The 19,149-nt window shown below is 70.3% G+C and carries 15 protein-coding genes; 2 read left to right on the forward strand and 13 right to left on the reverse strand.

What is annotated here, in order from left to right; translation table 11 throughout:
- Window positions 1-26: 26 nt before the first annotated feature.
- From AC5P1C_RS11655 to AC5P1C_RS11675, 5 genes are all read right to left on the reverse strand, one after another.
- Window positions 27-1,631: an ABC transporter substrate-binding protein gene (locus AC5P1C_RS11655; protein WP_493865666.1), complete on the reverse strand. Its 1,605-nt coding sequence runs from the start codon at window positions 1,629-1,631 to the stop codon at window positions 27-29.
- Window positions 1,632-1,753: 122 nt separating this feature from the next.
- A complete protein-coding gene (locus AC5P1C_RS11660) occupies window positions 1,754-2,881 on the reverse strand; it encodes an acyl-CoA dehydrogenase family protein (RefSeq protein WP_493865667.1) in 1,128 nt (375 codons plus the stop codon).
- A complete protein-coding gene (locus tag AC5P1C_RS11665; RefSeq protein WP_493865668.1) occupies window positions 2,878-4,059 on the reverse strand; it encodes an acyl-CoA dehydrogenase family protein in 1,182 nt (393 codons plus the stop codon). The genes AC5P1C_RS11660 and AC5P1C_RS11665 overlap by 4 nt, the downstream gene beginning before the upstream one ends.
- The gene (locus AC5P1C_RS11670; protein WP_493865669.1) at window positions 4,056-5,024 is read right to left on the reverse strand and encodes an NADPH:quinone oxidoreductase family protein; all 969 of its coding nucleotides are present in this window, start codon (window positions 5,022-5,024) and stop codon (window positions 4,056-4,058) included. Before AC5P1C_RS11670 ends, AC5P1C_RS11665 begins: the two co-directional genes overlap by 4 nt.
- 80 nt (window positions 5,025-5,104) lie before the next feature.
- The gene (locus AC5P1C_RS11675) at window positions 5,105-5,686 is read right to left on the reverse strand and encodes a helix-turn-helix domain-containing protein (protein ID WP_493865716.1); all 582 of its coding nucleotides are present in this window, start codon (window positions 5,684-5,686) and stop codon (window positions 5,105-5,107) included.
- Window positions 5,687-5,916: 230 nt separating this feature from the next.
- Between AC5P1C_RS11675 and AC5P1C_RS11680 the strand changes: the two genes are divergently transcribed.
- On the forward strand, window positions 5,917-6,852 hold the full coding sequence (locus tag AC5P1C_RS11680) for an SDR family oxidoreductase (RefSeq protein WP_493865670.1): 936 nt from the start codon (window positions 5,917-5,919) through the stop codon (window positions 6,850-6,852).
- A gap of 22 nt (window positions 6,853-6,874) precedes the next feature.
- On the opposite strand, the gene AC5P1C_RS11685 is transcribed toward AC5P1C_RS11680, so the two are convergent.
- The 8 genes from AC5P1C_RS11685 to AC5P1C_RS11720 form a co-directional block, all read right to left on the reverse strand.
- The gene (locus tag AC5P1C_RS11685) at window positions 6,875-7,711 is read right to left on the reverse strand and encodes an enoyl-CoA hydratase/isomerase family protein (RefSeq protein WP_493865671.1); all 837 of its coding nucleotides are present in this window, start codon (window positions 7,709-7,711) and stop codon (window positions 6,875-6,877) included.
- Window positions 7,712-7,785: 74 nt separating this feature from the next.
- Entirely contained in the window at window positions 7,786-8,538 is a 753-nt protein-coding gene (locus tag AC5P1C_RS11690) for a PIG-L deacetylase family protein (protein WP_493865672.1), read from the reverse strand.
- 40 nt (window positions 8,539-8,578) lie between these two features.
- Window positions 8,579-9,904 (reverse strand): alpha/beta fold hydrolase, encoded by a 1,326-nt coding sequence (locus AC5P1C_RS11695; RefSeq protein ID WP_493865673.1) that lies wholly within the window; start codon window positions 9,902-9,904, stop codon window positions 8,579-8,581.
- Window positions 9,905-9,953: 49 nt separating this feature from the next.
- Window positions 9,954-10,970, reverse strand: a complete 1,017-nt coding sequence (locus AC5P1C_RS11700; protein WP_493865674.1) for a LacI family DNA-binding transcriptional regulator — start codon at window positions 10,968-10,970, stop codon at window positions 9,954-9,956.
- 58 nt (window positions 10,971-11,028) lie between these two features.
- Complete coding sequence (rhaS, locus tag AC5P1C_RS11705) at window positions 11,029-12,120, reverse strand: rhamnose ABC transporter substrate-binding protein (protein WP_493865675.1); 1,092 nt, start codon at window positions 12,118-12,120, stop codon at window positions 11,029-11,031.
- Between the two features lie 45 nt (window positions 12,121-12,165).
- Window positions 12,166-13,167, reverse strand: coding sequence for an ABC transporter permease (locus AC5P1C_RS11710; protein WP_493865676.1), 1,002 nt, complete (start codon window positions 13,165-13,167; stop codon window positions 12,166-12,168).
- Entirely contained in the window at window positions 13,160-14,200 is a 1,041-nt protein-coding gene (locus AC5P1C_RS11715) for an ABC transporter permease (RefSeq protein ID WP_493865677.1), read from the reverse strand. Before AC5P1C_RS11715 ends, AC5P1C_RS11710 begins: the two co-directional genes overlap by 8 nt.
- Complete coding sequence (locus tag AC5P1C_RS11720; protein ID WP_493865678.1) at window positions 14,197-15,693, reverse strand: sugar ABC transporter ATP-binding protein; 1,497 nt, start codon at window positions 15,691-15,693, stop codon at window positions 14,197-14,199. The genes AC5P1C_RS11715 and AC5P1C_RS11720 overlap by 4 nt, the downstream gene beginning before the upstream one ends.
- 258 nt (window positions 15,694-15,951) lie before the next feature.
- Here AC5P1C_RS11720 and AC5P1C_RS11725 point away from each other — a divergent pair, with 258 nt between their 5' ends.
- Window positions 15,952-19,149 carry an alpha-L-rhamnosidase gene (locus AC5P1C_RS11725; RefSeq protein WP_493865679.1) on the forward strand — a complete coding sequence of 1,066 codons (3,198 nt, stop codon included), beginning with the start codon at window positions 15,952-15,954 and terminating at the stop codon, window positions 19,147-19,149.

Here is a 19,149-nt window from a genome sequence, read left to right on the forward strand (position 1 = left end):
CCAGGGGAGCTTCTGGAGCGCGGACGTCACTGCTTGGGCTGCCAGTCCTCGACGTTCCACCACGGGCCGGACGCGAGGCCGTGGTCGTGCGGCTCGATCTGAGTGGTCAGGTCACCGAAACGCTTGTCGACGACGTAGAGGTGGTCGATGTGGGTGAGGAAGGTGTAGCCCGGGTTCTTCACCAGCTCGCGCTGGATGGTGTCGTACGCGGCCTGCCGCTTCGCGTGGTCGCCGCTCTCGCGGGCCTCGTCGAGCGCCTTGTCGACCTTGGGGTTGTCGTAGTGCGCCATGTTGTTGAAGCCGTCACCGGCGAGCGAGGACTTCAGGAGCGTGTACTGGTCGAAGTCCGGGTCGGCCGGGGAGCCGCCGCCCGCGAGGACCGCGTCCTTGGGCATGCGCGGCTGGATGACCTCCCACGTGCCGGCCTGCACCTCGACCTTGATGCCGAGCTTCTTGGCGTCGGAGGCGTAGGCGAGCGCGTGGTCCTGGCGGAGCTTGTCACCGGAGAGGTACCAGAGCGGGAACTTCGCCTGGACGCCGTCCTTCTCGCGGATGCCGTCCTTGCCCGGCTTCCAGCCCGCCTTGTCGAGGCTCTTCTTGGCCGCGGCGAGGTCGTGCTTGCGCTCCGTGCCCTTGGTGAACCAGGGGCTGTCGGTCGGGACCGGGCCGTAGGCCTCCTTGCCCGCGCCGTCCAGGATCGAGTCGACCATCGCCTTGCGGTCGACGCCGTGGTCGAGCGCGCGACGGATATCGGTGTCGCCGGTGACCTTGTTGCCGGTGGGCAGGGTCACCACGCGGTAGTCGAAGGTCTTGGCGGCGTACGAAGCCTTGTTGTCGTCGTTCTCGTACTTCTTCGCCAGGTTGGGCGGCAGGATCGCGCCGTCGAGCTCACCGGCGTCGAGCCGGGTGGCGCGGATGTCGTCGTCCTTGATGATCGCCATGGTGAAGTTCTTGACCTTCGGCGCACCGCCCCAGTAGCCGGGGTTGGCCTTGAAGGTGAGCTTCTCGCCCTTGGACCACTTCACCAGCTCGTACGGGCCGGTGCCGACGGGCTTGGTGGTGAACTCACCGGTGTTCACGTCCTGCTTGCCCGCGATGTGCTCGGGCGCGATCGGCAGGACCGTGCGCTCGGCGAACGGCGCGTAGGGGTACTTGAGGTGGAAGACGACGGTGTCGTCGCCCTTCGCCTCGACGTCCTTGACGGCGTCGAGCTCGGTCTTGGCGGCGTTGTTGGTCTTCTTGTCGAGGATCGTCTCGTACGTGAAGACGACGTCCTTGGACGTGAAGGGCTTGCCGTCGCTGAACTTGACGCCTTCGCGCAGCGTGAAGGTGTAGGTCTTGCCGTCGTCGCCGACCTTGGGGAGCTCGGCGGCCAGCGCGGGCTTGAGCTTCATGTCGGCGTCGTGCGTGAGCAGACCGTCGAAGATCTTGGAGTTGCCGTCCTTGCCATAGCCGAGGAGCGGGCTGAGGGTGTCCGGTTCGTACGCGATGCCGACGACCGCCGTGTCTTTGGCGGCGTTCGCACCGCCCGCGTTCTTGCCGTCACCCGGCGCCGAACAGGCCGAAGCGGCGACCGCCAGTGAGGCGACCGCCGCTATCGCGCCCGTACCCCGTATCGATCGGGCCCTCATGCCCCACACCCCTACTGAAGATCAAAGGTTATTGCGAACAGTTCGCAATTATGCCTCATGTAATGGGTGGGTAAATACGTGCGGGCCGTTCCGAATGGATCACGCGGGCAGCGCCCCTGAGGTCAGGGAGCGGGAAGGTGCACGCGCGCGGCCAGCTCCTCACGGTGCCGGCCCACCGTGCCGAGCGCGATGGAGTCGGTCTTGGCCCGCTTGAGGTAGAGGTGCACGGGGTGCTCCCAGGTCATGCCGATGCCGGCGTGCAACTGGAGCGCCTCCTCGGCGATGTGCACCGTGGCGGGCGACGCGTAGGCCTGCGCGAGTGCCGCCGCGATGTCGGCATCCTCGCTGTCGGCGGCAAGGGTGTCGGCCGCGTTGCGGGCGGCGGCGCGGAGGTTGACCACCTCCAGCCAGAGCTGGGCGAGGCGGTGCTTGAGCGCCTGGAAGGAGCCGACGGGCCGGTTGAACTGGGTGCGCTCCTTGGTGTAGCGCACCGTCTCGGTCAAGCACCATTCGGCGAGGCCCAGTTGCTCGGACGTCAGGAGCCCGGCTCCCGCCCGCAGACCTCGCCGTACAGCGGGTCCGGACTCCGGACCCACGGCACGCGCGCGTGCCCCCTCGAAGGTGACCGTGGCGAGCGGCCGCGTGAGGTCGAGCGAGGTCCGCGGCGTGACACGCACGCCACCTTCCGACGCGTCCACGGCGAAGAGCCCCGCGCTCGTCGGCACCAGGAACACATCGGCCGCGACCGCGTCGGCGACACCGGAGACGCTGCCGTGCAGGACATCGCCCTCCGCGCGTACGTCGGGCAGGACGCCGGCCGGAGCGGTGGCCTGCGGCACGGTCAGCACGCCGACCGTGCGCCCCGATGCGAGCGCGCCCAGGAGTTCCCCGGCCACGTCCCCGCCGCAGGCCAGGAGCGTCTCGGTGGCGATGACGGCGCTGGTCAGATACGGCACGGGCGCGACCGCGCGGCCCAACTCCTCCAGGACGACGGCGGCCTCGCGGTGCGTGGCGCCCTGGCCGCCGAGCTCCTCGGGCACGAGCAGTCCCGCCAGGCCCATGCCGTCCGTGAGCGCCTTCCACAGCTCGCGGTCGTGCAGCTCGGCGGACTCGGTGCGCGCGAGCACGGCGGTGGCGTCGCAGTGGTCCGCGAGGAGGCCGCGCACCACCGAGCGCAGCGCTTCTTCGTCTTCGGAGTACAGCAGGTCGCGCTGCGCGGGCTGGGGGCTCTGTGGGGTCTGCGTACTCATCGGGCGAGGTCCTTCCACGCGACATCCTTGTCGGTGCGCGGCTCGGACGGCAGTCCAAGGACGCGCTCGGCGACGATGTTGAGCAGCACTTCGCTGGTGCCGCCCTCGATGCTGTTGCCCTTGGCCCGCAGATAGCGATAGCCCGCGTCACGGCCGACGAAGTCGACCTTCGCGGGCCGTCGCATCGTCCAGTCCTCGTACAACAGCCCTTCCTCGCCCAGGAGTTCCACCTCCAGGCCACTGATCTCCTGGTTCAGTCGGGCGAACCCCAGCTTCATGCCCGAGCCCTCGGGGCCCGGCTGTCCCGCGACCAGCTGCTGCCGGAGCCGCTCGCCGGTGAGCCGGGCGACCTCGGCCTCGACCCACAGCTTGAGGAGCCGCTGGTGCAGGTCGTGCGTGCGCAGCTCGGGGCGCTCGCGCCAGGCCTCGACGACCGGGCCGATCATGCCGCCCTCGCGCGGGATGCGTGAGCCGCCGATGGACACGCGCTCGTTCATGAGGGTGGTCTGCGCGACCTTCCAACCGTCGCCGACCTCACCGAGACGGTGCGCGTCCGGGATCGTCACGTCGGTGAGGAAGACCTCGTTGAACTCGGCCTCGCCGGTGATCTGCCGCAGCGGGCGCACCTCGACACCGGGGTCGGTCATGTCGCAGACGAAGTACGTGATGCCGCGGTGCTTGGGCACCTCCGGGTCGGTGCGGGCGATGAGGATGGCCCAGCGGGCGGCGTGCGCGCCGGACGTCCACACCTTCTGGCCGTTGACCACCCAGGTGTCGCCCTCACGGACGGCGCGCGTGCCCAGGGCGGCGAGGTCGGAGCCGGCACCCGGCTCGCTGAAGAGCTGGCACCACACCTCGTCGCCGACCCACAGGGGCCGCAGGAAGCTCCGCTTCTGCTCCTCGGTGCCGAAGCGCAGGATGGTCGGCGCCGCCATGCCCAGGCCGATCCCGATGCGGCGCGGGTCGTTGTCGGGCGCGCCCGCGGCCTCCAGCTCCGCGTCCACGACGGCCTGCAGAGAGCGCGGAGCGCCCATGCCGCCGAGCCCTTCCGGGTAGTGCACCCAGGCGAGTCCGGCATCGAAGCGGGCCTTCAGGAACGCCGCAAGTTCCGTCGTCGCGGGCGGGTGCGCGGCAAGGAACTCCTGGGTGCGGCGGCGCAGTTCGGCGGCGTCCGTCATGCGGCGCCTCCCTCGGGGACCACGGCCACGCGCCCCGTGGTGATGCCGTCGGCGACGCGCTGGACGGCGGCGGCCGCGTCGCTCAGCGGCACGCGCTCGCTGATCAGCGGCTTGATCGCGCCCTTGGCCGCCAGCTGGGTGAGCTCCTCGTGGCAGCGCAGGATCGCCTGCGGGTCCTTGGCGTTGTAGAGACCCCAGTGCAGGCCGACGACCGAGTAGTTCTTCACCAGGGCGTGGTTGAGGCCGGGCGTCGGGATGACACCGCTCGCGAAGCCGACGACGATGATCCGCCCCTCGAAGGCGACGCACTTGGTGGACTGCGCGTACGCGTCGCCGCCGACGGGGTCGTAGATGACATCGGCTCCACGGCCGCCGGTGGCTTCCTTCACGGCACCGATCACGTTCTCCGTACGCCGGTCGATGACCAGGTCGCAGCCGAGCTCGCGCGCGACCTCCGCCTTCGCGGCGCCGCCGACGACCCCGATGACCTTGGCACCGGCCGCCTTGCCCAACTGCACGGCGGCGCTGCCGACACCGCCGGCTGCCGCGTGCACCAGGAGCGTCTCGCCCGCCCGGAGGTTCGCGCGGCGGTGCAGGCCGAACCAGCCGGTCTGGTAGCCGATGTGCAGCGCGGCGGCCTCGGCGTCGTCCAGGCCGTCGGGCGCGGGAAGCACTGCCGCCGCGTCGGCGATCGCGTACTCGGCGAATCCGCCGTACGGAAGGGCCGGGTTGGCGATCACGCGGCGCCCGTCCTCGGTCTCGCCGCAGATCTCCACGCCGGGCGTGAACGGCAGCGGGGGCGTGACCTGGTACTGCCCCCGGCAGAGCAGGGCGTCGGGGAAGTTGATGTTGGCGGCGCGGACCTTGAGCAGCAGCTGCCCGTCGCCCGGCACCGGCCGGTCCACGTCTTCGAGGCGCATCACCGCACTCGGCTCGCCGTTCTGGTGCACTTGCCATGCCTGCATGCGGGGCCTCCACGGGGCTTTCGTAGACCGGGCTCCATCGCATACTAAGCGGTCGCTTGCAGGCAGGGGAACCGTCTGCGTCAGTCCTCTTCGCGCTTGCCCTGCGTGGGCCGCGCCCGTACGTGCATCCGCTCGCCCTGCGGCCCGAACAGGCTGAGGAACTCGGCGGGCCCCTCCCCCGTGGACCCGAACCAGTGCGGCAGGCGGGTGTCGAACTCGGCCGCCTCGCCGGCCGTGAGGATCACGTCGTGATCGGCGAGCACGACCCGCAGCCGTCCGGACAGGACGTACAGCCACTCGTACCCCTCGTGGGTCTGCGGCTCGGGCTGGACGGAGCGGGCGGGCTCGATCACCTTGTACGCCTGGAGCCCGCCGGGCTGCCTGGTCAGCGGGAACATCGTGCGCCCATGCCGGACGATCGGCTTGGAACGCACCCGCGGGTCACCGACGGGCGGGGCGCCGACGAGCTCGTCCAGGGGCACCTGGTGGGCGCGGGCGATGGGCAGCAGGAGTTCGAGGCTGGGCTTGCGGTGACCGGACTCCAGGCGCGAGAGGGTGCTCACGGAGATGCCGGTGGCGGCGGCGAGACCCGCGAGCGTCGCGCCGCGTTCCTTGCGGATCCTCCGCAAGCGGGGCCCGACCTCGGCGAGCACCCCGCTCATGGTCTCGTCGCCTTCGGCGCCGTCGGTGCCCGAGCTGGTTGCCGTACCGGTCGCGGTCTTGGTGCTTTCGGTCGCCTTCATGTTCATACATTCATTGCAGAATCAGCAAAGGCATTTGTCAATCCCCACTGCTGTTCTACTCCTCTTCCTGCCCCTCTTCCTGGTCCTCTCCCTGGTCCTCTCCCTGGCGGGCATGGCACTTTGAGGCGTTCCGCGATATCGATGCGGCCATGACGGACGATGCGAACGAAGGGACCCTGCCGGGGCTCCCGGCCCCCGCTCCGGCAGGCACGAGCGCCCTGCTCGCAGGGACGTACGACGGGGCGGTCGTCCTAGTGACCGGCGGCGGGACAGGCCTGGGCAAGGCGATCGCGGCGGAGTTCGCGCGGCTCGGTGCGGATCTGGTGATCGCCAGCCGCAAGGAGGACCGCCTGAAGGCTGCGCGGGATGAACTCGCGGGCCTCGGCGGGCGGGTGGCGGCAGTGGCGTGCGACATCCGGGAGCCGGACCGCGTCGCCGAGGTCTTCGACGCGGCGCAGGAGGCGTACGGGCTCCCGGGCGTCCTGGTCAACAACGCGGCGGCGAACTTCCCCGTGCCCGCCGAGGACATGTCCCCGAACGCCTGGCGCTCGGTCGTGGACATCACGCTGACCGGGACGTTCTTCATGACGCGGGAGTTCGCCCGCCGCCACCTCACGGCGGGCACGCCCGGCTCGGTCATCAATATCGGGGCGTCCTACGCATGGACGGGCGGGCCCGGTTTCGCGCACAGCGCGGCGGCCAAAGCGGGCGTGCGGAGCCTCGTCGAGAGTCTGGCGGTGGAGTGGGGGCCGTACGGGATCCAGGTCAACGGTCTGGTGCCGGGCCTGATGCCGCACGAGGACATGACCGCCGACATCCGCGGCAACCTCGACCGGGCCAACCCCTCGCAAGGGCATGAAACAGACTCCCATCAAAGGGAGTTGAGTACACGTCAGCCCGCCCTCCGTGTCGGCGCCCCGCGCGAACTGGGCTGGGCCGCGACCTTCCTCGCCTCGCCCTACGCCCGTTTCATCACCGGGCACACGCTGGTGGTCGACGGTGCGAACTGGCAACGGCGGGGGCTCGTGAGCCCGGAAGTGGTGACGGTGCGCGAGCAGATGGGGCGGGGGCCCTTCGAGGGATAGCCCCCCCAGGAGCACAACAGGCCTACTTCCCCTCGAACTTGGCCGCCTTCCGCTCCCCCTTCGCCACGTACCCGGCACGCGAGTCCTCCGACGTCAGCGTGATCGCCGCGTTCATCGCGACCCGATCGAGGGCCGCCTCCATCCCCGCGTCCGCGAACGCGTCGATGCCCCGCTTGATCCCCTGGACGGCCAGCGGGGCATTCGCCGCCATCTCCGCGGCGACTTCGTGCGCGGCCTTGGCCAATCCGTCCGCCGGAGTGACAAGTTGGACAAGGCGCAGACGCTCGGCCGTGGCCGCGTCGATGCGGCGCCCGGTGAGGGAGAGCAGCTTGGCCCAGCCCGCGCCCGCCTCGCGCGCGATGCGCAGATCGCCGCCTGCGTCCACCGCGACACCGATCTGCGCCTCGGGCAGCGCGAACACCGCGTCGTCCGCCACGATCCGCACGTCCGCCATCAGCGCGAGCTCGAAGCCGAAACCGAGGCAGTACCCCTGCACGGCGGCGACGACCGGCTGCGGAAGGCGCGCGAACGTGCGGAAGCGTTCATGGACCCAGCGCATGCCCTCGTAGTAGTTGCGGGTGCGCTCGGAGACCGAACGTCCTTCGATCGCGCCGCCGTTGAGATCGGTGATGTCGATCCCGGCACAGAACGCCCGCCCCTCGGCGCGCAGCAGGACCGCCCTGATCGAGTCGTCGAAACGGATCCGGTCGGCGAAGATGCCGAGCTGGCGTGTGGATTCCCAGCTCCACGCGTTGAGCTTGCGCGGATGACAGAGGGTGAGGATGCCGAGGCCGTCCTCGATGTCGAGGCGCAGCCGCTCCCCACCCTCCGGGATGTCCGTACCGAGGGTGTCGATCATCCAGCACCAGCTCCTGCCTACGTATCTGACGTACCGTCAGGAAAGTGACGTGCCGTCAGCGTAGCGGCGAGGCTTCAGCGACTGAAGACCTCGAAGGCCACCGCGGGCTTCCCGCCGAAGCGCGGCGCCAGCTGCTGTGCGTAGCCGATGAGGAACTCACGGCAGTACTTCTCGGGGTCTTCCTGCGTCAACCCCTCGATGTACGTGCGGTGTTCGAGCAGCGAGCGCACGGACCGCTCGAGCCCGGCCGTCGCGTCCACCGCGTGCGTGGGCGACGACGAACCGGCGACGGCCACCCAGCGAACGCCGCCCCAGGGCTCGAGCGCGTCCTCCTCGATCAGCTCGGGGAAGATCCAGCGGTTTCCCGCGTCCGCCACGGCGTCGAGCGTGGCGCGGCCGACGGCGACGTGGTCGGGGGTGTTCCAGGCGACGCCGCCCCAGGTGTCACGGTGGTTGAGCGTGATCACGAGTTCGGGGCGGTGCCTGCGGACCGCGGCGGCGATGTCGCGGCGCAGCGCCGTCCCGTATTCGATCACGCCGTCCCTGTGGTCGAGGAACTCCACGGCCGACACGCCGACGACGGCCGCGCTGGCCCGCTGCTCCCGCTCGCGCAGCGGCCCGCACGTGGCGGGGTCGAGGGTGTCGATGCCCGCCTCACCGCGGCTGGCCAGGAGGTAGGAGACCTCGCGCCCGCCGTCCGTCCAGCCGGCGATCGCGGCCGCGCAGCCGTACTCCAGATCGTCGGGGTGGGCGACGACGGCGAGGGCGCGCTGCCAGTCCTCGGGCATGGGGGTGAGCTGGTCGTTCGCATTCAACGGCTCTGTCATGCCCGAAGCCTAGCCTCGCGGGCCGCCCGGTCGCCGGTCCTCAGGCCTCTCCCCTGGCGAGCGCGAGGAGCCGGTCGAGGACGCGCGGTGAGCCCACCCGCAGGCCGTCGTGCTCGTACTCGTCGGTCACCCAGGTCCGCAGGCCGCGGATGGAGCGGGCGGTGCGCAGGGACTGCTCGGTGTCGACGTACATGTCGTCGTGGTAGATCGCTGCGGCGGCCGGCACCTCGTTCGCGGCCAGGCGTGCCGTGTCGTACAGCGGCGCCCAATCGGTGCGTGCGGCAAGGAGGTCGGCGGTCTCGCGCAGTGGCCGCAGGACCGGGTCGCAGTCGAACTGCCTGCGCTGGACGGCTTCCCCGGTGAACAGCAGCGGCGCGTCACCGGCGAGCGCCTTGCCCGGGTCGAACTGCGGGAACTCGCCGCGCAGCCGCTCCGCGGACCAGTCGGTGGGCCGATCGTCCTGGCCGTAGATCGTCTCGTGCAGAAGCGCGAAGAGCGGGCGGTTCGCGAGCGAGAGGGCGGATTGGACCTCCTCCTGGAACGCGTCGGAGAGCTCGATCCCGCCCGGCGTCCGTACGAAGGCGTCCTCGATGAGGTAGTGCAGGCGGTGGCTGCCGTCCTTCGTGCCGAGCAGCATGCCCAGGGACTGGAACGCCTCGACGGTCAGCCGGTAGCCGCCGTTCAGGACCGGCTCGTGCTCGGCGAGGTGGGCGGCGATGCGGCGGGCGCGTTCGACGTCCTGGGGGTAGCGGGCGTAGTGGGCGGCGCTCTTGCGCTCCATGCGGGGGTAGGCGGCGCGGTAGACGTCGTCCGCGTGGCCGTCGAGCGTGGGCAGGCCACCGGTGATGATCGCGGTCTGCAGGCCTTCGGGGGCCGCCGAGAGGTAGTGCGTCGCGCAGAAACCGCCGAAGCTCTGGCCAAGGACGGTCCAGGGCGCGCCGCGGGTCAGCTCGCGCCGGATCAGCTCGCAGTCGCGGACGATGGAGTCGGCGCGGAAGTGCGTGAGGTAGTCGGCCTGCTCGCGGGGGCCGCCGCGCAGCGGCAGCGTCTGGCGCGTGGCCGGAGTGGAGCTGCCCGTTCCGCGCTGGTCGAGCAGCAGCACCCGGAAGTCCTGCAGGGCCCTGCCGAGCCATGACTCCTTGCCCACGAACCGGTTGGCCCCGCACCCGGGGCCGCCCTGCAGATACACCAGCCACGGCAGGTCCGCGCTCTCGTGCGCGCCCGCGACGGCTTCGCGGGCGAAGATCTCGATCCGCTCCCCCGCCGGGTCGTCGTGGTCGAGGGGCACGGAGAAGCGGTGGTCGGTGAGGACCACACCGGGCTGACGGTAGGAGGCAGTGGCGGTCAAGGGGGCTCCTGGGCGCATGCGGAACGGGACACTTCGCCCCAGTTCAGCACACCCGCCGCGGGGGCCGTCAGCGGGGCACCAGGCTGGAGCGCCGTACGACGAGCTCCGGCTGGAGCACCACGCGCCGGTGATCGTGTGCCTCGGGTTCGGCGTCCGACTCGGTCTCCTCCAGGAGGAGTTCCGCGGCCATCGCGCCCATCTTGATGGCGGGCTGGCGCACCGAGGTGAGCGGGACGACGGCCGCGGCGGCGAACTCGATGTCGTCGTAGCCCACGATGGCGATGTCCTCGGGGACGCTGACCCCGGCCGCGTACATCGCCTGGAGCACCCCGAGGGCGAGCAGGTCGTTGGCGCAGAAGACGGCGGTCGGCCGCTCGGCGAGACCGAGGACGCGGGCGCCCGCGTCGCGCCCGGCCGCCACGTCAAGGCGTTCGGTGGGCAGTTCCCGCAGCGCCGACGCAGGCAGTCCGGCTTCGGCGAGGGCCTGCAGCGCGCCCTGTCTGCGGTCCTTGACCTGGTTGAGTCCGGGCGGGCCCGACACGTACGCGATGCTGCGGTGCCCCGTGTCGACGAGATGGCGCACCGCGAGCGCACCGCCGAGGACGTCGTCCACGGAGACGGAGCACTCGGTGGCGCCCTCGGCGACCCGGTCGACCAGGACGAACGGGATGGCGTGCCTGCGGAACGCCTCGATGTTGCGTCCCGTCGCGTCCGCCGGGGTCAGCAGGACGCCGCGGACCCGCTGTTCGGCGAAGAGGGCCAGATATTCGGCCTCTTCGGAGGGGCTCTGTCCGCTGTTGCACATCATGACGCGGAGCCCGGCGTCGCGCGCGGCCCGTTCGGCACCGCGCGCGACATCCACGAAGAAGGGGTTGCCCATGTCGAGCACGAGCAGCGCCATGATGCGGCTCTGCCCCGCGCGCAGCTGCCGTGCGGACTCACTGCGGACGTAGCCGAGGCGGTCGATCACGGACTGCACCCGGTGGCGGGTCTCTTCGGAGACCACGTCCGGCCGGTTGATCACATTCGACACCGTGCCCACCGACACGCCGGCGTGCTTCGCCACGTCTTTGATGCCGACCATGCGTCCCCTTGTTCCGTTGCTCGTGGCGGCGCCTTGTGCGCCGCCCCATGCGATCCCCTCAGAATTTGTACTGGTCGATGTTCTTCTTGTCGAAGACGGTCGGCTCACCGAGATCGACGACGCCCTTGTCACCGATGGTGAAGCTGCCGAGATCGCCCGCCTCGAACTTCTCGCCCTTCTTGCCGGTGATCTGGCCGGACTTCAGGGCCACGGCGGTGTGCGCGGCGAGTGCGCCGAGCTTGGCCGGGTCCCACAGTTCGAAGGCTTCGACGGTGCCGTTCTTCACGTACTGGCGCATGTCGTTGGGGGTGCCCAGGCCGGTGAGCTTCACCTTGCCCTTGTACTTCGATCCCGAAAGGTACTGGGCGGCGGCCTTGATGCCGACGGTCGTCGGCGAGATGATCCCGGCCAGCTTCGGGTGCTCCTGGAGGAGGCCCTGGGTCTGCTGGAAGGACTGCTGGGCGTCGTCGTTGCCGTAGGCGGTCTTCACCAGCTTCATGTTCTTGTACTTGGGCTTCTTCAGCTCGTCCTTCATGAAGCCGATCCAGGTGTTCTGGTTCGTCGCGGTCTGGGCGGCGGAGAGGATCGCGATATCGCCCTTGTAGCCGAGCTGCTTGCCCAGCAGCTCCACCTGGGTGCGGCCCAGCGCCTCGGCACTGGACTGCGAGACGAACACGTCACGGCATCCGGGGTTGGTGTCCGAGTCGTACGTGACGACCTTGATGTCGTTCTTCATGGCCTGCTTGAGGGCGGTGCACAGGGCGCCGGGGTCCTGTGCGGAGACAGCCATGGCGTCGACCTGCTGCTGGGTCAGCGTGTTGACGTAGGAGACCTGTCCGCTGGTGTCGGTCGCGCTGTTGGGGCCCGTCTCCTTGTACGTCGAGCCGAGCTCCTTCAGCGCCTTCTCACCGCCCTTGTCGGCCACGGTGAAGTACGGGTTGTTGACCTGCTTGGGCAGGAAGGCGACGGTGAGGCCCTTCTTGGTGGCCGCGTCCGGATCGGCCTTGGCGTTCGAGGCCTTGCCCGCGTCGTCGTTCTTCGAGGACTCCTTGGTGGTGCCTCCACAGGCGGTGGCGGTGAGTGCGAGCGAGGTGACGGCGGCCAGGGTCACGCAGGCGCGGGTGAGGGCGGAGCGGCGGGGAGAGAGCATCGTTGGTCCCTTTCGGACGTGTCGACTTGTCGGCGTTACGAGGGGTCAGCGGGCGGGAGCTGCCGCGGCACGGCGGCCCGCTCGGGCGACGGCGATCTGCCGGGCCACGCGCGGCCCGAGCACGGAGACCACGAGCAGCACGCCGGTGACGACGATCTGCGACTGCGCGGAGACATTGAGGAGGCTCATCGCGTTCTGCAGCGCGCCGAGCAGGAAGACTCCCGCGATGGCGCCGCCGAGGGTGCCCTTGCCGCCGTCGAAGTCGATGCCGCCGAGCAGGACGGCGGCGACGACGGACAGTTCGAGGCCGGTGGCGTTGTCGAAGCGGGCGCTCGCGTAGTGCAGCGCCCAGAAGATGCCCGTGAGCGAGGCCATGAGCCCCGTGAGGACGAACAGCCACAGCTTGTGCCGCTTGACGCGGACACCGGCGAACCGCGCCGCCTCCTCATTGGCGCCGATCGCGAAGAGCGAGCGCCCGAAGGGCGTGGCGTGCAGGACGACGACGGCGATCGCGAGCAGCGCGAGGAAGGGCAGGAAGGCGTACGGCAGGAAGGTGTCGCCGACGCGCCCGGCCGCGAAGTCCAGGTACTGCGCGGGGAAGTCGGTGACGGCGTCCGAGCCGAGGACGATCTGGGCGATGCCCCGGTAGGCGGCCATGGTGCCGATGGTCACGGCGAGCGAGGGCAGTCCGAGACGGGTCACGAGGAGGCCGTTGATCAGCCCGCAGACGACTCCGAGGAGGAGCACGAGCGGAATGATCGTCTCGATGGCCAAGCCGGCGTTCCAGAGCGCGCCCATCACGGCCCCGGAGAGCCCCGCCGTCGAGGCCACCGAGAGATCGATCTCTCCGGAGACGACGAGAAGCGTCATCGGCAGGGCGATCAGCGCGATGGGCAGCGTGTTGCCGATGAGGAACGACAGGTTGAGGGCGTTCCCGAAACCGTCGACAAAGGAGAAGGACATCAGGAGGAGGACGACAAGAAGAGCGCCGACAACGGTGTCCCAGCGGACGGCGCGCGTGACGTTGAGCCGGTTGGAGTCAGCCATGGCGGGCGTTCCTCTTCTTCAGTGCCTTGGCGACGCGCAGGGCGACGACCCGGTCGACGGCGATGGCCAGGACGAGGAGTACGCCGTTGATGGCGAGCACCCACACGGAGCTGACGCCGAGCGCGGGCAGCACGCTGTTGATGGAGGTCAGGAGCAGCGCGCCGAGCGCGGCGCCGTAGACGCTGCCGGAGCCGCCGGTGAAGACGACGCCGCCGACCACGACGGCGCTGACGACGGTGAGTTCGTAGCCGTTGCCGGTGGCGGAGTCGACGTTGCCGAAGCGGGCCAGGTAGAGCGCGCCCGCGAGTCCGGCGAGCGCACCGCACGCCGTGTAGGCGGCGAGGATGCGCTTGCGTACGGGGATTCCGGCGAGCCGGGCGGCCTCGGGGTTGGAGCCAAGCGCGTAGAGCTCGCGTCCACCGCCGAAGTGCCGCAGGTAGTAGGCGACCGCGACCAGGACGGCGAGCGCGATCAGCGCCAGGTACGGCACGGCCGAGATCCCGCCGGATCCGAAGTCGACGAAGCCGCCGGGCAGGTCGGAGGCGGTGATCTGCCGGGAGCCGACCCAGATCGAGTCGATGCCCCGGATGACGTAGAGGGTGCCGAGCGTCACGACGAGCGCGGGCACCTGGCCGAGGCTGACGAGCGCCCCGTTGAGCAGACCGCAGCCGACGCCGAGCGCGACCGCGAGGAGGATCGCGACCGTCGAGTTCCCGCCGCCCTGGAGGTAGTTGCCCGCGGCGAAGGCGCTGATCCCGAGGGTGGAGCCGACCGACAGGTCGACGTTGCGGGTGATGACGACCAGCGCCTGCCCCGTCGCGACGAGGACGAGGATGGTGGCGTTCAGAAGCAGGTCCTTGATGCCCTGCTCGGAGAGGAACTCGCTGTTGCCCGCCTGGGTGATGCCGATCATCACCAGGAAGACCAGCAGGATGGCCAGTTCGCGCATCTTGAAGACCCGGTCGACCAGGCGGGTGGCGCCGGCCTTCTCCGGGTCCACGGCGGGTGCCGGGCTCTGGGTGGTCACGCTCATGCCGTCCTCCCTGTGGCGGCCGCCATCACGGACTCCTCGGTCGCCCGCGCGCGCGGGATCTCGGCGGCGAGCCGCCCTTCGTGCATGACGAGGACCCGGTCGGCCATGCCGAGGATCTCGGGCAGGTCGGAGGAGATCATCAGGACCGCGACCCCCTCGGCGGCGAGTTCGGAGAGCAGACGGTGCACCTCGGCCTTGGTGCCGACGTCGATGCCGCGGGTCGGTTCGTCCACGATCAGCACCTGGGGCTTTGTGGCCAGCCACTTGGCGAGAACGACCTTCTGCTGGTTGCCGCCGGACAGGGTGCCCACCGCGTCGGCGATGCGCGCGTACTTCACCTGGAGGCGCACCGCCCAGTCGAGCGAGCGGCTGCGCTCGGCGCCTCGGTCCATGAGGCCCGCGCGCACCGTCGTCCGCAGTCCGGTGAGGCCGATGTTCCGCTCGATGGACATGTCCATCACCAGGCCCTGGGCGCGCCGGTCCTCGGGGACGAGCGCGAGCCCGGCCGCCATGGCGACGCTCGGGGCGCCGTTGACCAGCGCGCGCCCCTGCACCTCGACCGTTCCGGCGTCCCACCGGTCGACGCCGAACACGGCGCGCGCGACCTCGCTGCGGCCGGCTCCGACGAGTCCCGCGAGTCCGACGATCTCGCCGCGCCGCACGTCGAACGACACATCGGTGAAGACGCCCTCACGGGTCAGCCGGCGGACGCTGAGCGCGACATCGCCCACCTGTGTGTCCTGTTTGGGGTAGAGCTCGTCCAGGTCGCGGCCCACCATGCGGCGTACGAGATCGTCCTCGGTGAGGCCTTCGAGCGGCTCGCTCGCGATGAGGCCGCCGTCCCGCAGCGTGGTGACGCGCTGGCACAGCTCGAAGATCTCCTCGAGGCGGTGCGAGATGAACAGCACCGCGGCGCCCTGTTCGCGCAGGGTGCGTACGACGCCGAAGAGGCGGGCCACTTCGCTGCCGGTGAGCGCCGCGGTCGGCTCGTCCATGATCAGGACCCGGGCGTCGAAGGAGAGCGCCTTGGCGATCTCCACGATCTGCTGGTCGGCGATGGAGAGCCCGCGGGCGGGCTGGTCGGGGTCGAGGTCCACGGCCAGGCGCTTGAAGAGCGCGTCGGCGGCCGCGTGCACGGCCTTGTGGTCGACGCGGCCCAGCGAGCGGCGGGGCTGGCGCCCCATGAAGATGTTCTCCGCGACGGAGAGGTCGGGGAAGAGCGTCGGTTCCTGGTAGATGACGGCGACGCCCGCGTCCCTGGCGTCGCCGGGGCCGTGGAAGACGACCGGGGAGCCGTCGAGCGTCAGCTCTCCCGTGTCCGGCCGGTGGACCCCGGCGAGGGTCTTGATGAGGGTGGACTTCCCTGCGCCGTTCTCGCCCGCGAGGGCGTGCGCCTCACCGGCGTGCAGTTCCAGGGAGACGTCGTGCAGGGCGCGCACGGCCCCGAAGGACTTGCTCAGACCCTGCACGGCAAGGACGGGGGGCTCTCTCATAGGTAGCACCGATCGGTGATCAGGGGCATGCGGTTTCCGGGACCCGGCATCCGGCATGCGGTGAAAGGTTTCAATCAATTTTCAGGGAAGCTAAACCCGCGCCAACTGCGGCGTCAATGGGCAGGACTTGCAATTTCTGTTGCTTTTGAAACGCCACAGGCGAAGCAGCCGAGACCCTTGACAGCAGGCGGCGCCCTACCTAGCTTCGCCTCGTGTGAAACGATTCATCGTCGAGTCGCGTCGTTACGGAGTCGAGTTGTGATCAGCAGAAGACGACTGCTCAGCACCACCGCCACGGCCGCCCTGGGAACTGCCATGGCCGCCGGGGCCGTTCCGACGGCCCACGCCGCCCCCTCCGCGGGGGGCCGGGCCCTGCGCGTGACCAAGCCGACCGTCGAGTACGTGAGGCACCCGCTCGGCCTCGACGTACCGCGTCCGAGGCTGAGCTGGCCCCTGACGTCCGCCGAGGAGGGCCAGGCCCAGAGCGCCTACCAGGTGCGCGTGGCCACCGCCGCGAACCGTCTCACCGAGCCCGACGTCTGGGACAGCGGCAAGGTCGCCTCCAGCGACTCCGTCCTGGTTCCGTACGCGGGCCCCGGCCTCAAGTCCCGTACGCGCTACTACTGGTCGGTCCGGGTCTGGGACACCATGGGCAAGGCGTCCGGCTGGAGTGAGCCCTCCTGGTGGGAGACCGGGCTCTCCGAGGCGAAGGACTGGACGGCACGGTGGATCGGCGCACCCGCGTCCCTCGTCGGCGCGCCCGCCCTGGACGACGCCTCGTGGATCTGGTTCCCCGAGGGTGATCCCGCCAGTAGCGCTCCGGCGGCCACCCGTTGGTTCCGTGGCCGCGTCGATGTCCCCGAAGGGGTCACTCGCGCGCGCCTCGTCATGACGGCCGACGACGGCTTCACCGCCCACCTGAACGGCACGCAGGTGGCGCACACCGAAGCGGACAGCGCCGCCGACAACTGGCGCCGCCCCGTGGTCGTCGACGTGACGGCTCAGTTGCGCCCCGGCTCCGCGGTCGTCGCCGTATCCGCCGACAACGCCACGACCGGGCCCGCCGGGCTGCTCGGCGTGCTCGAGCTGACGACCGCCGACGGCGTACGCGCCCTCACCACCGACGGCACCTGGAAGACCACCGACAAGGAGCCCGAGGGCGACTGGCGGTCGGCCGAGTACGACGACGGCCCCTGGGCCGCGTCGAAGGTCCTCGCCCCGTGGGGCTCGGGCCCCTGGGGCAAGGTCGCCCCCAACCACTGCCCCGCCGCTCAACTGCGCCACGAATTCCGGCTGCGGGCGGGCAAGAAGGTCGCGCGGGCCAGGCTGTACTCCACCGCCCTCGGCCTCTACGACGCCTGGCTGAACGGCGAACGGGTCGGCGACGACCGCCTGGCGCCCGGCTGGACCGACTACAACAAGCGGGTCCAGTACCAGACGTACGACGTGACCGAGCAGCTCAAGTCGGGTGCCAACGCGCTCGGCGTGACGGTCGCGGTCGGCTGGTACGCGGGCAACGTCGGCATGTTCGGTCCGCATCAGTACGGCGAACGCCCGGCGTTCCTGGGCCAGTTGGAGGTCACGTACACCGACGGCACGACCGACCGCGTCCTTTCCGGCACCGGCTGGCGCGCCGCCACGGGCCCGGTGACCGCCGCCGACCTGCTGTCGGGCGAGGACTACGACGCACGCCTGGAGACGGCGGGCTGGACGCGCGCCGGATTCGACGACTCGGACTGGATCGCGGCCGACGCCGTCGACGAGGTCAAGGCCGCCGTCGTGGCCCAGATCGACGGGCACACGCGCGTGGAGAGCGAGATCTCCGCCCGCAAGGTGAGCGAGCCGAAGCCCGGAGTGTTCGTCTTCGACCTCGGCCAGAACATGGTCGGCGCGGTCCGCCTCACCGTCTCCGGGAAGGCCGGCACGAAGGTCCAGCTGCGCCACGCCGAGGTCCTCAACCCCGACGGCACGGTCTACACCACCAATCTGCGCTCCGCGCGCGCCACGGACACCTACACGCTCAAGGGCGGCGGCAAGGAGACGTTCGAGCCGCGGTTCACCTTCCACGGGTTCCGCTACGTGGAGGTGACGGGCTATCCGGGCAAGCCGCCGCGCGACGCCGTGGTGGGCCGCGTGATCCACACGTCGGCGCCCTTCACGATGGACTTCGAGACCAATGTCCCCATGCTCAACCAGCTGCACAGCAACATCACATGGGGTCAGCGCGGCAACTTCCTGTCCATCCCCACCGACACTCCCGCACGCGACGAACGGCTCGGCTGGACCGGAGACATCAACGTCTTCGCGCCGACCGCCGCCTACACCATGGAGTCGGCCCGCTTCCTCACCAAGTGGCTCGACGACCTGCGCGACGGGCAGCCCGACGACGGCGCCTTCCCTGACGTGGCCCCGTTCATCGGCACCGTCGGCAAGGGCGTGGCCGGCTGGGGCGACGCCGGAGTGACCGTCCCCTGGGCGCTGTACCAGGCGTACGGGGACAAGCGCGTCCTGGAGCAGTCCTGGTCCTCGATGCTCAAGTGGCTCGACTACCTGGAGAAGCACAGCACCGGATACCTGCGCCCCGCCGAGGGCTACGGAGACTGGCTCAACATCCAGGACGAGACCCCCAAGGACGTCATCGGCACGGCCTACTTCGCGCACAGCGCCGACCTGGTCGCGCAGGTCGCCGAAACGCTCGGCAAGGATCCCGCCCCGTACAAGAAGCTCTTCGGCAGCGTCCGTGACGCCTTCCGCACGGCGTACGTGACCAGTGGCGGCCGGGTGAAGGGCGACACGCAGACCGCGTACGTCCTGGCCCTGTCCATGGACCTGCTCGCCGACAGCGACCGCGCACCGGCGGCCGCCCGTCTGGTGGAACTCATCAAGTCCAAGGAATGGCACCTGTCCACGGGCTTCCTCGGCACCCCGCGCCTGCTGCCCGTCCTGACGTCCACCGGCCACACGGATGTCGCCTACCGCCTCCTCGTCCAGCGGTCCTTCCCCAGCTGGGGCTACCAGATCGACAAGGGCGCCACCACGATGTGGGAGCGCTGGGACTCCATCAAGCCGGACGGCAGCTTCCAGGACGCCGGCATGAACTCCTTCAACCACTACGCCTACGGCTCGGTGGGCGAGTGGATGTACACGAACATCGCGGGCATCGCACCGGCCGACCCCGGCTTCCGCAAGATCCTTGTCCGCCCGCGCCCCGGCGGCGGCGTGACCGAGGCCCGGAGCACCTTCGACGCGCTCTACGGTCCGGTCACCACTCACTGGAAGACGGACTCCGAGGGCTTCCGTCTCACGCTCACCCTGCCCGCCAACACCACGGCGGAAGTGTGGATCCCCGCGGACAAGCGCACTCAAGTGACGCACGACGCGGCGGAGTTCCTGCGGATGGAGGACGGCTGCGCCGTCTTCGCCGCGGCCTCCGGCACGCACCGATTCTCCAACTGA

Source organism: Streptomyces sp. A18 (assembly GCF_059026065.1).

What these genes read in the sequence shown, in the direction of transcription:
- AC5P1C_RS11655 (WP_493865666.1), bottom strand. Translation starts at nt 1,631, where the DNA reads ATGAGGGCCCGATCGATACGGGGTACGGGCGCGATAGCGGCGGTCGCC.
- AC5P1C_RS11660 (WP_493865667.1), bottom strand. Translation starts at nt 2,881, where the DNA reads ATGAGTACGCAGACCCCACAGAGCCCCCAGCCCGCGCAGCGCGACCTG.
- AC5P1C_RS11665 (WP_493865668.1), bottom strand. Translation starts at nt 4,059, where the DNA reads ATGACGGACGCCGCCGAACTGCGCCGCCGCACCCAGGAGTTCCTTGCC.
- AC5P1C_RS11670 (WP_493865669.1), bottom strand. Translation starts at nt 5,024, where the DNA reads ATGCAGGCATGGCAAGTGCACCAGAACGGCGAGCCGAGTGCGGTGATG.
- AC5P1C_RS11675 (WP_493865716.1), bottom strand. Translation starts at nt 5,686, where the DNA reads ATGAGCGGGGTGCTCGCCGAGGTCGGGCCCCGCTTGCGGAGGATCCGC.
- AC5P1C_RS11680 (WP_493865670.1), top strand. Translation starts at nt 5,917, where the DNA reads ATGACGGACGATGCGAACGAAGGGACCCTGCCGGGGCTCCCGGCCCCC.
- AC5P1C_RS11685 (WP_493865671.1), bottom strand. Translation starts at nt 7,711, where the DNA reads ATGATCGACACCCTCGGTACGGACATCCCGGAGGGTGGGGAGCGGCTG.
- AC5P1C_RS11690 (WP_493865672.1), bottom strand. Translation starts at nt 8,538, where the DNA reads ATGACAGAGCCGTTGAATGCGAACGACCAGCTCACCCCCATGCCCGAG.
- AC5P1C_RS11695 (WP_493865673.1), bottom strand. Translation starts at nt 9,904, where the DNA reads ATGCGCCCAGGAGCCCCCTTGACCGCCACTGCCTCCTACCGTCAGCCC.
- AC5P1C_RS11700 (WP_493865674.1), bottom strand. Translation starts at nt 10,970, where the DNA reads ATGGTCGGCATCAAAGACGTGGCGAAGCACGCCGGCGTGTCGGTGGGC.
- rhaS (WP_493865675.1), bottom strand. Translation starts at nt 12,120, where the DNA reads ATGCTCTCTCCCCGCCGCTCCGCCCTCACCCGCGCCTGCGTGACCCTG.
- AC5P1C_RS11710 (WP_493865676.1), bottom strand. Translation starts at nt 13,167, where the DNA reads ATGGCTGACTCCAACCGGCTCAACGTCACGCGCGCCGTCCGCTGGGAC.
- AC5P1C_RS11715 (WP_493865677.1), bottom strand. Translation starts at nt 14,200, where the DNA reads ATGAGCGTGACCACCCAGAGCCCGGCACCCGCCGTGGACCCGGAGAAG.
- AC5P1C_RS11720 (WP_493865678.1), bottom strand. Translation starts at nt 15,693, where the DNA reads ATGAGAGAGCCCCCCGTCCTTGCCGTGCAGGGTCTGAGCAAGTCCTTC.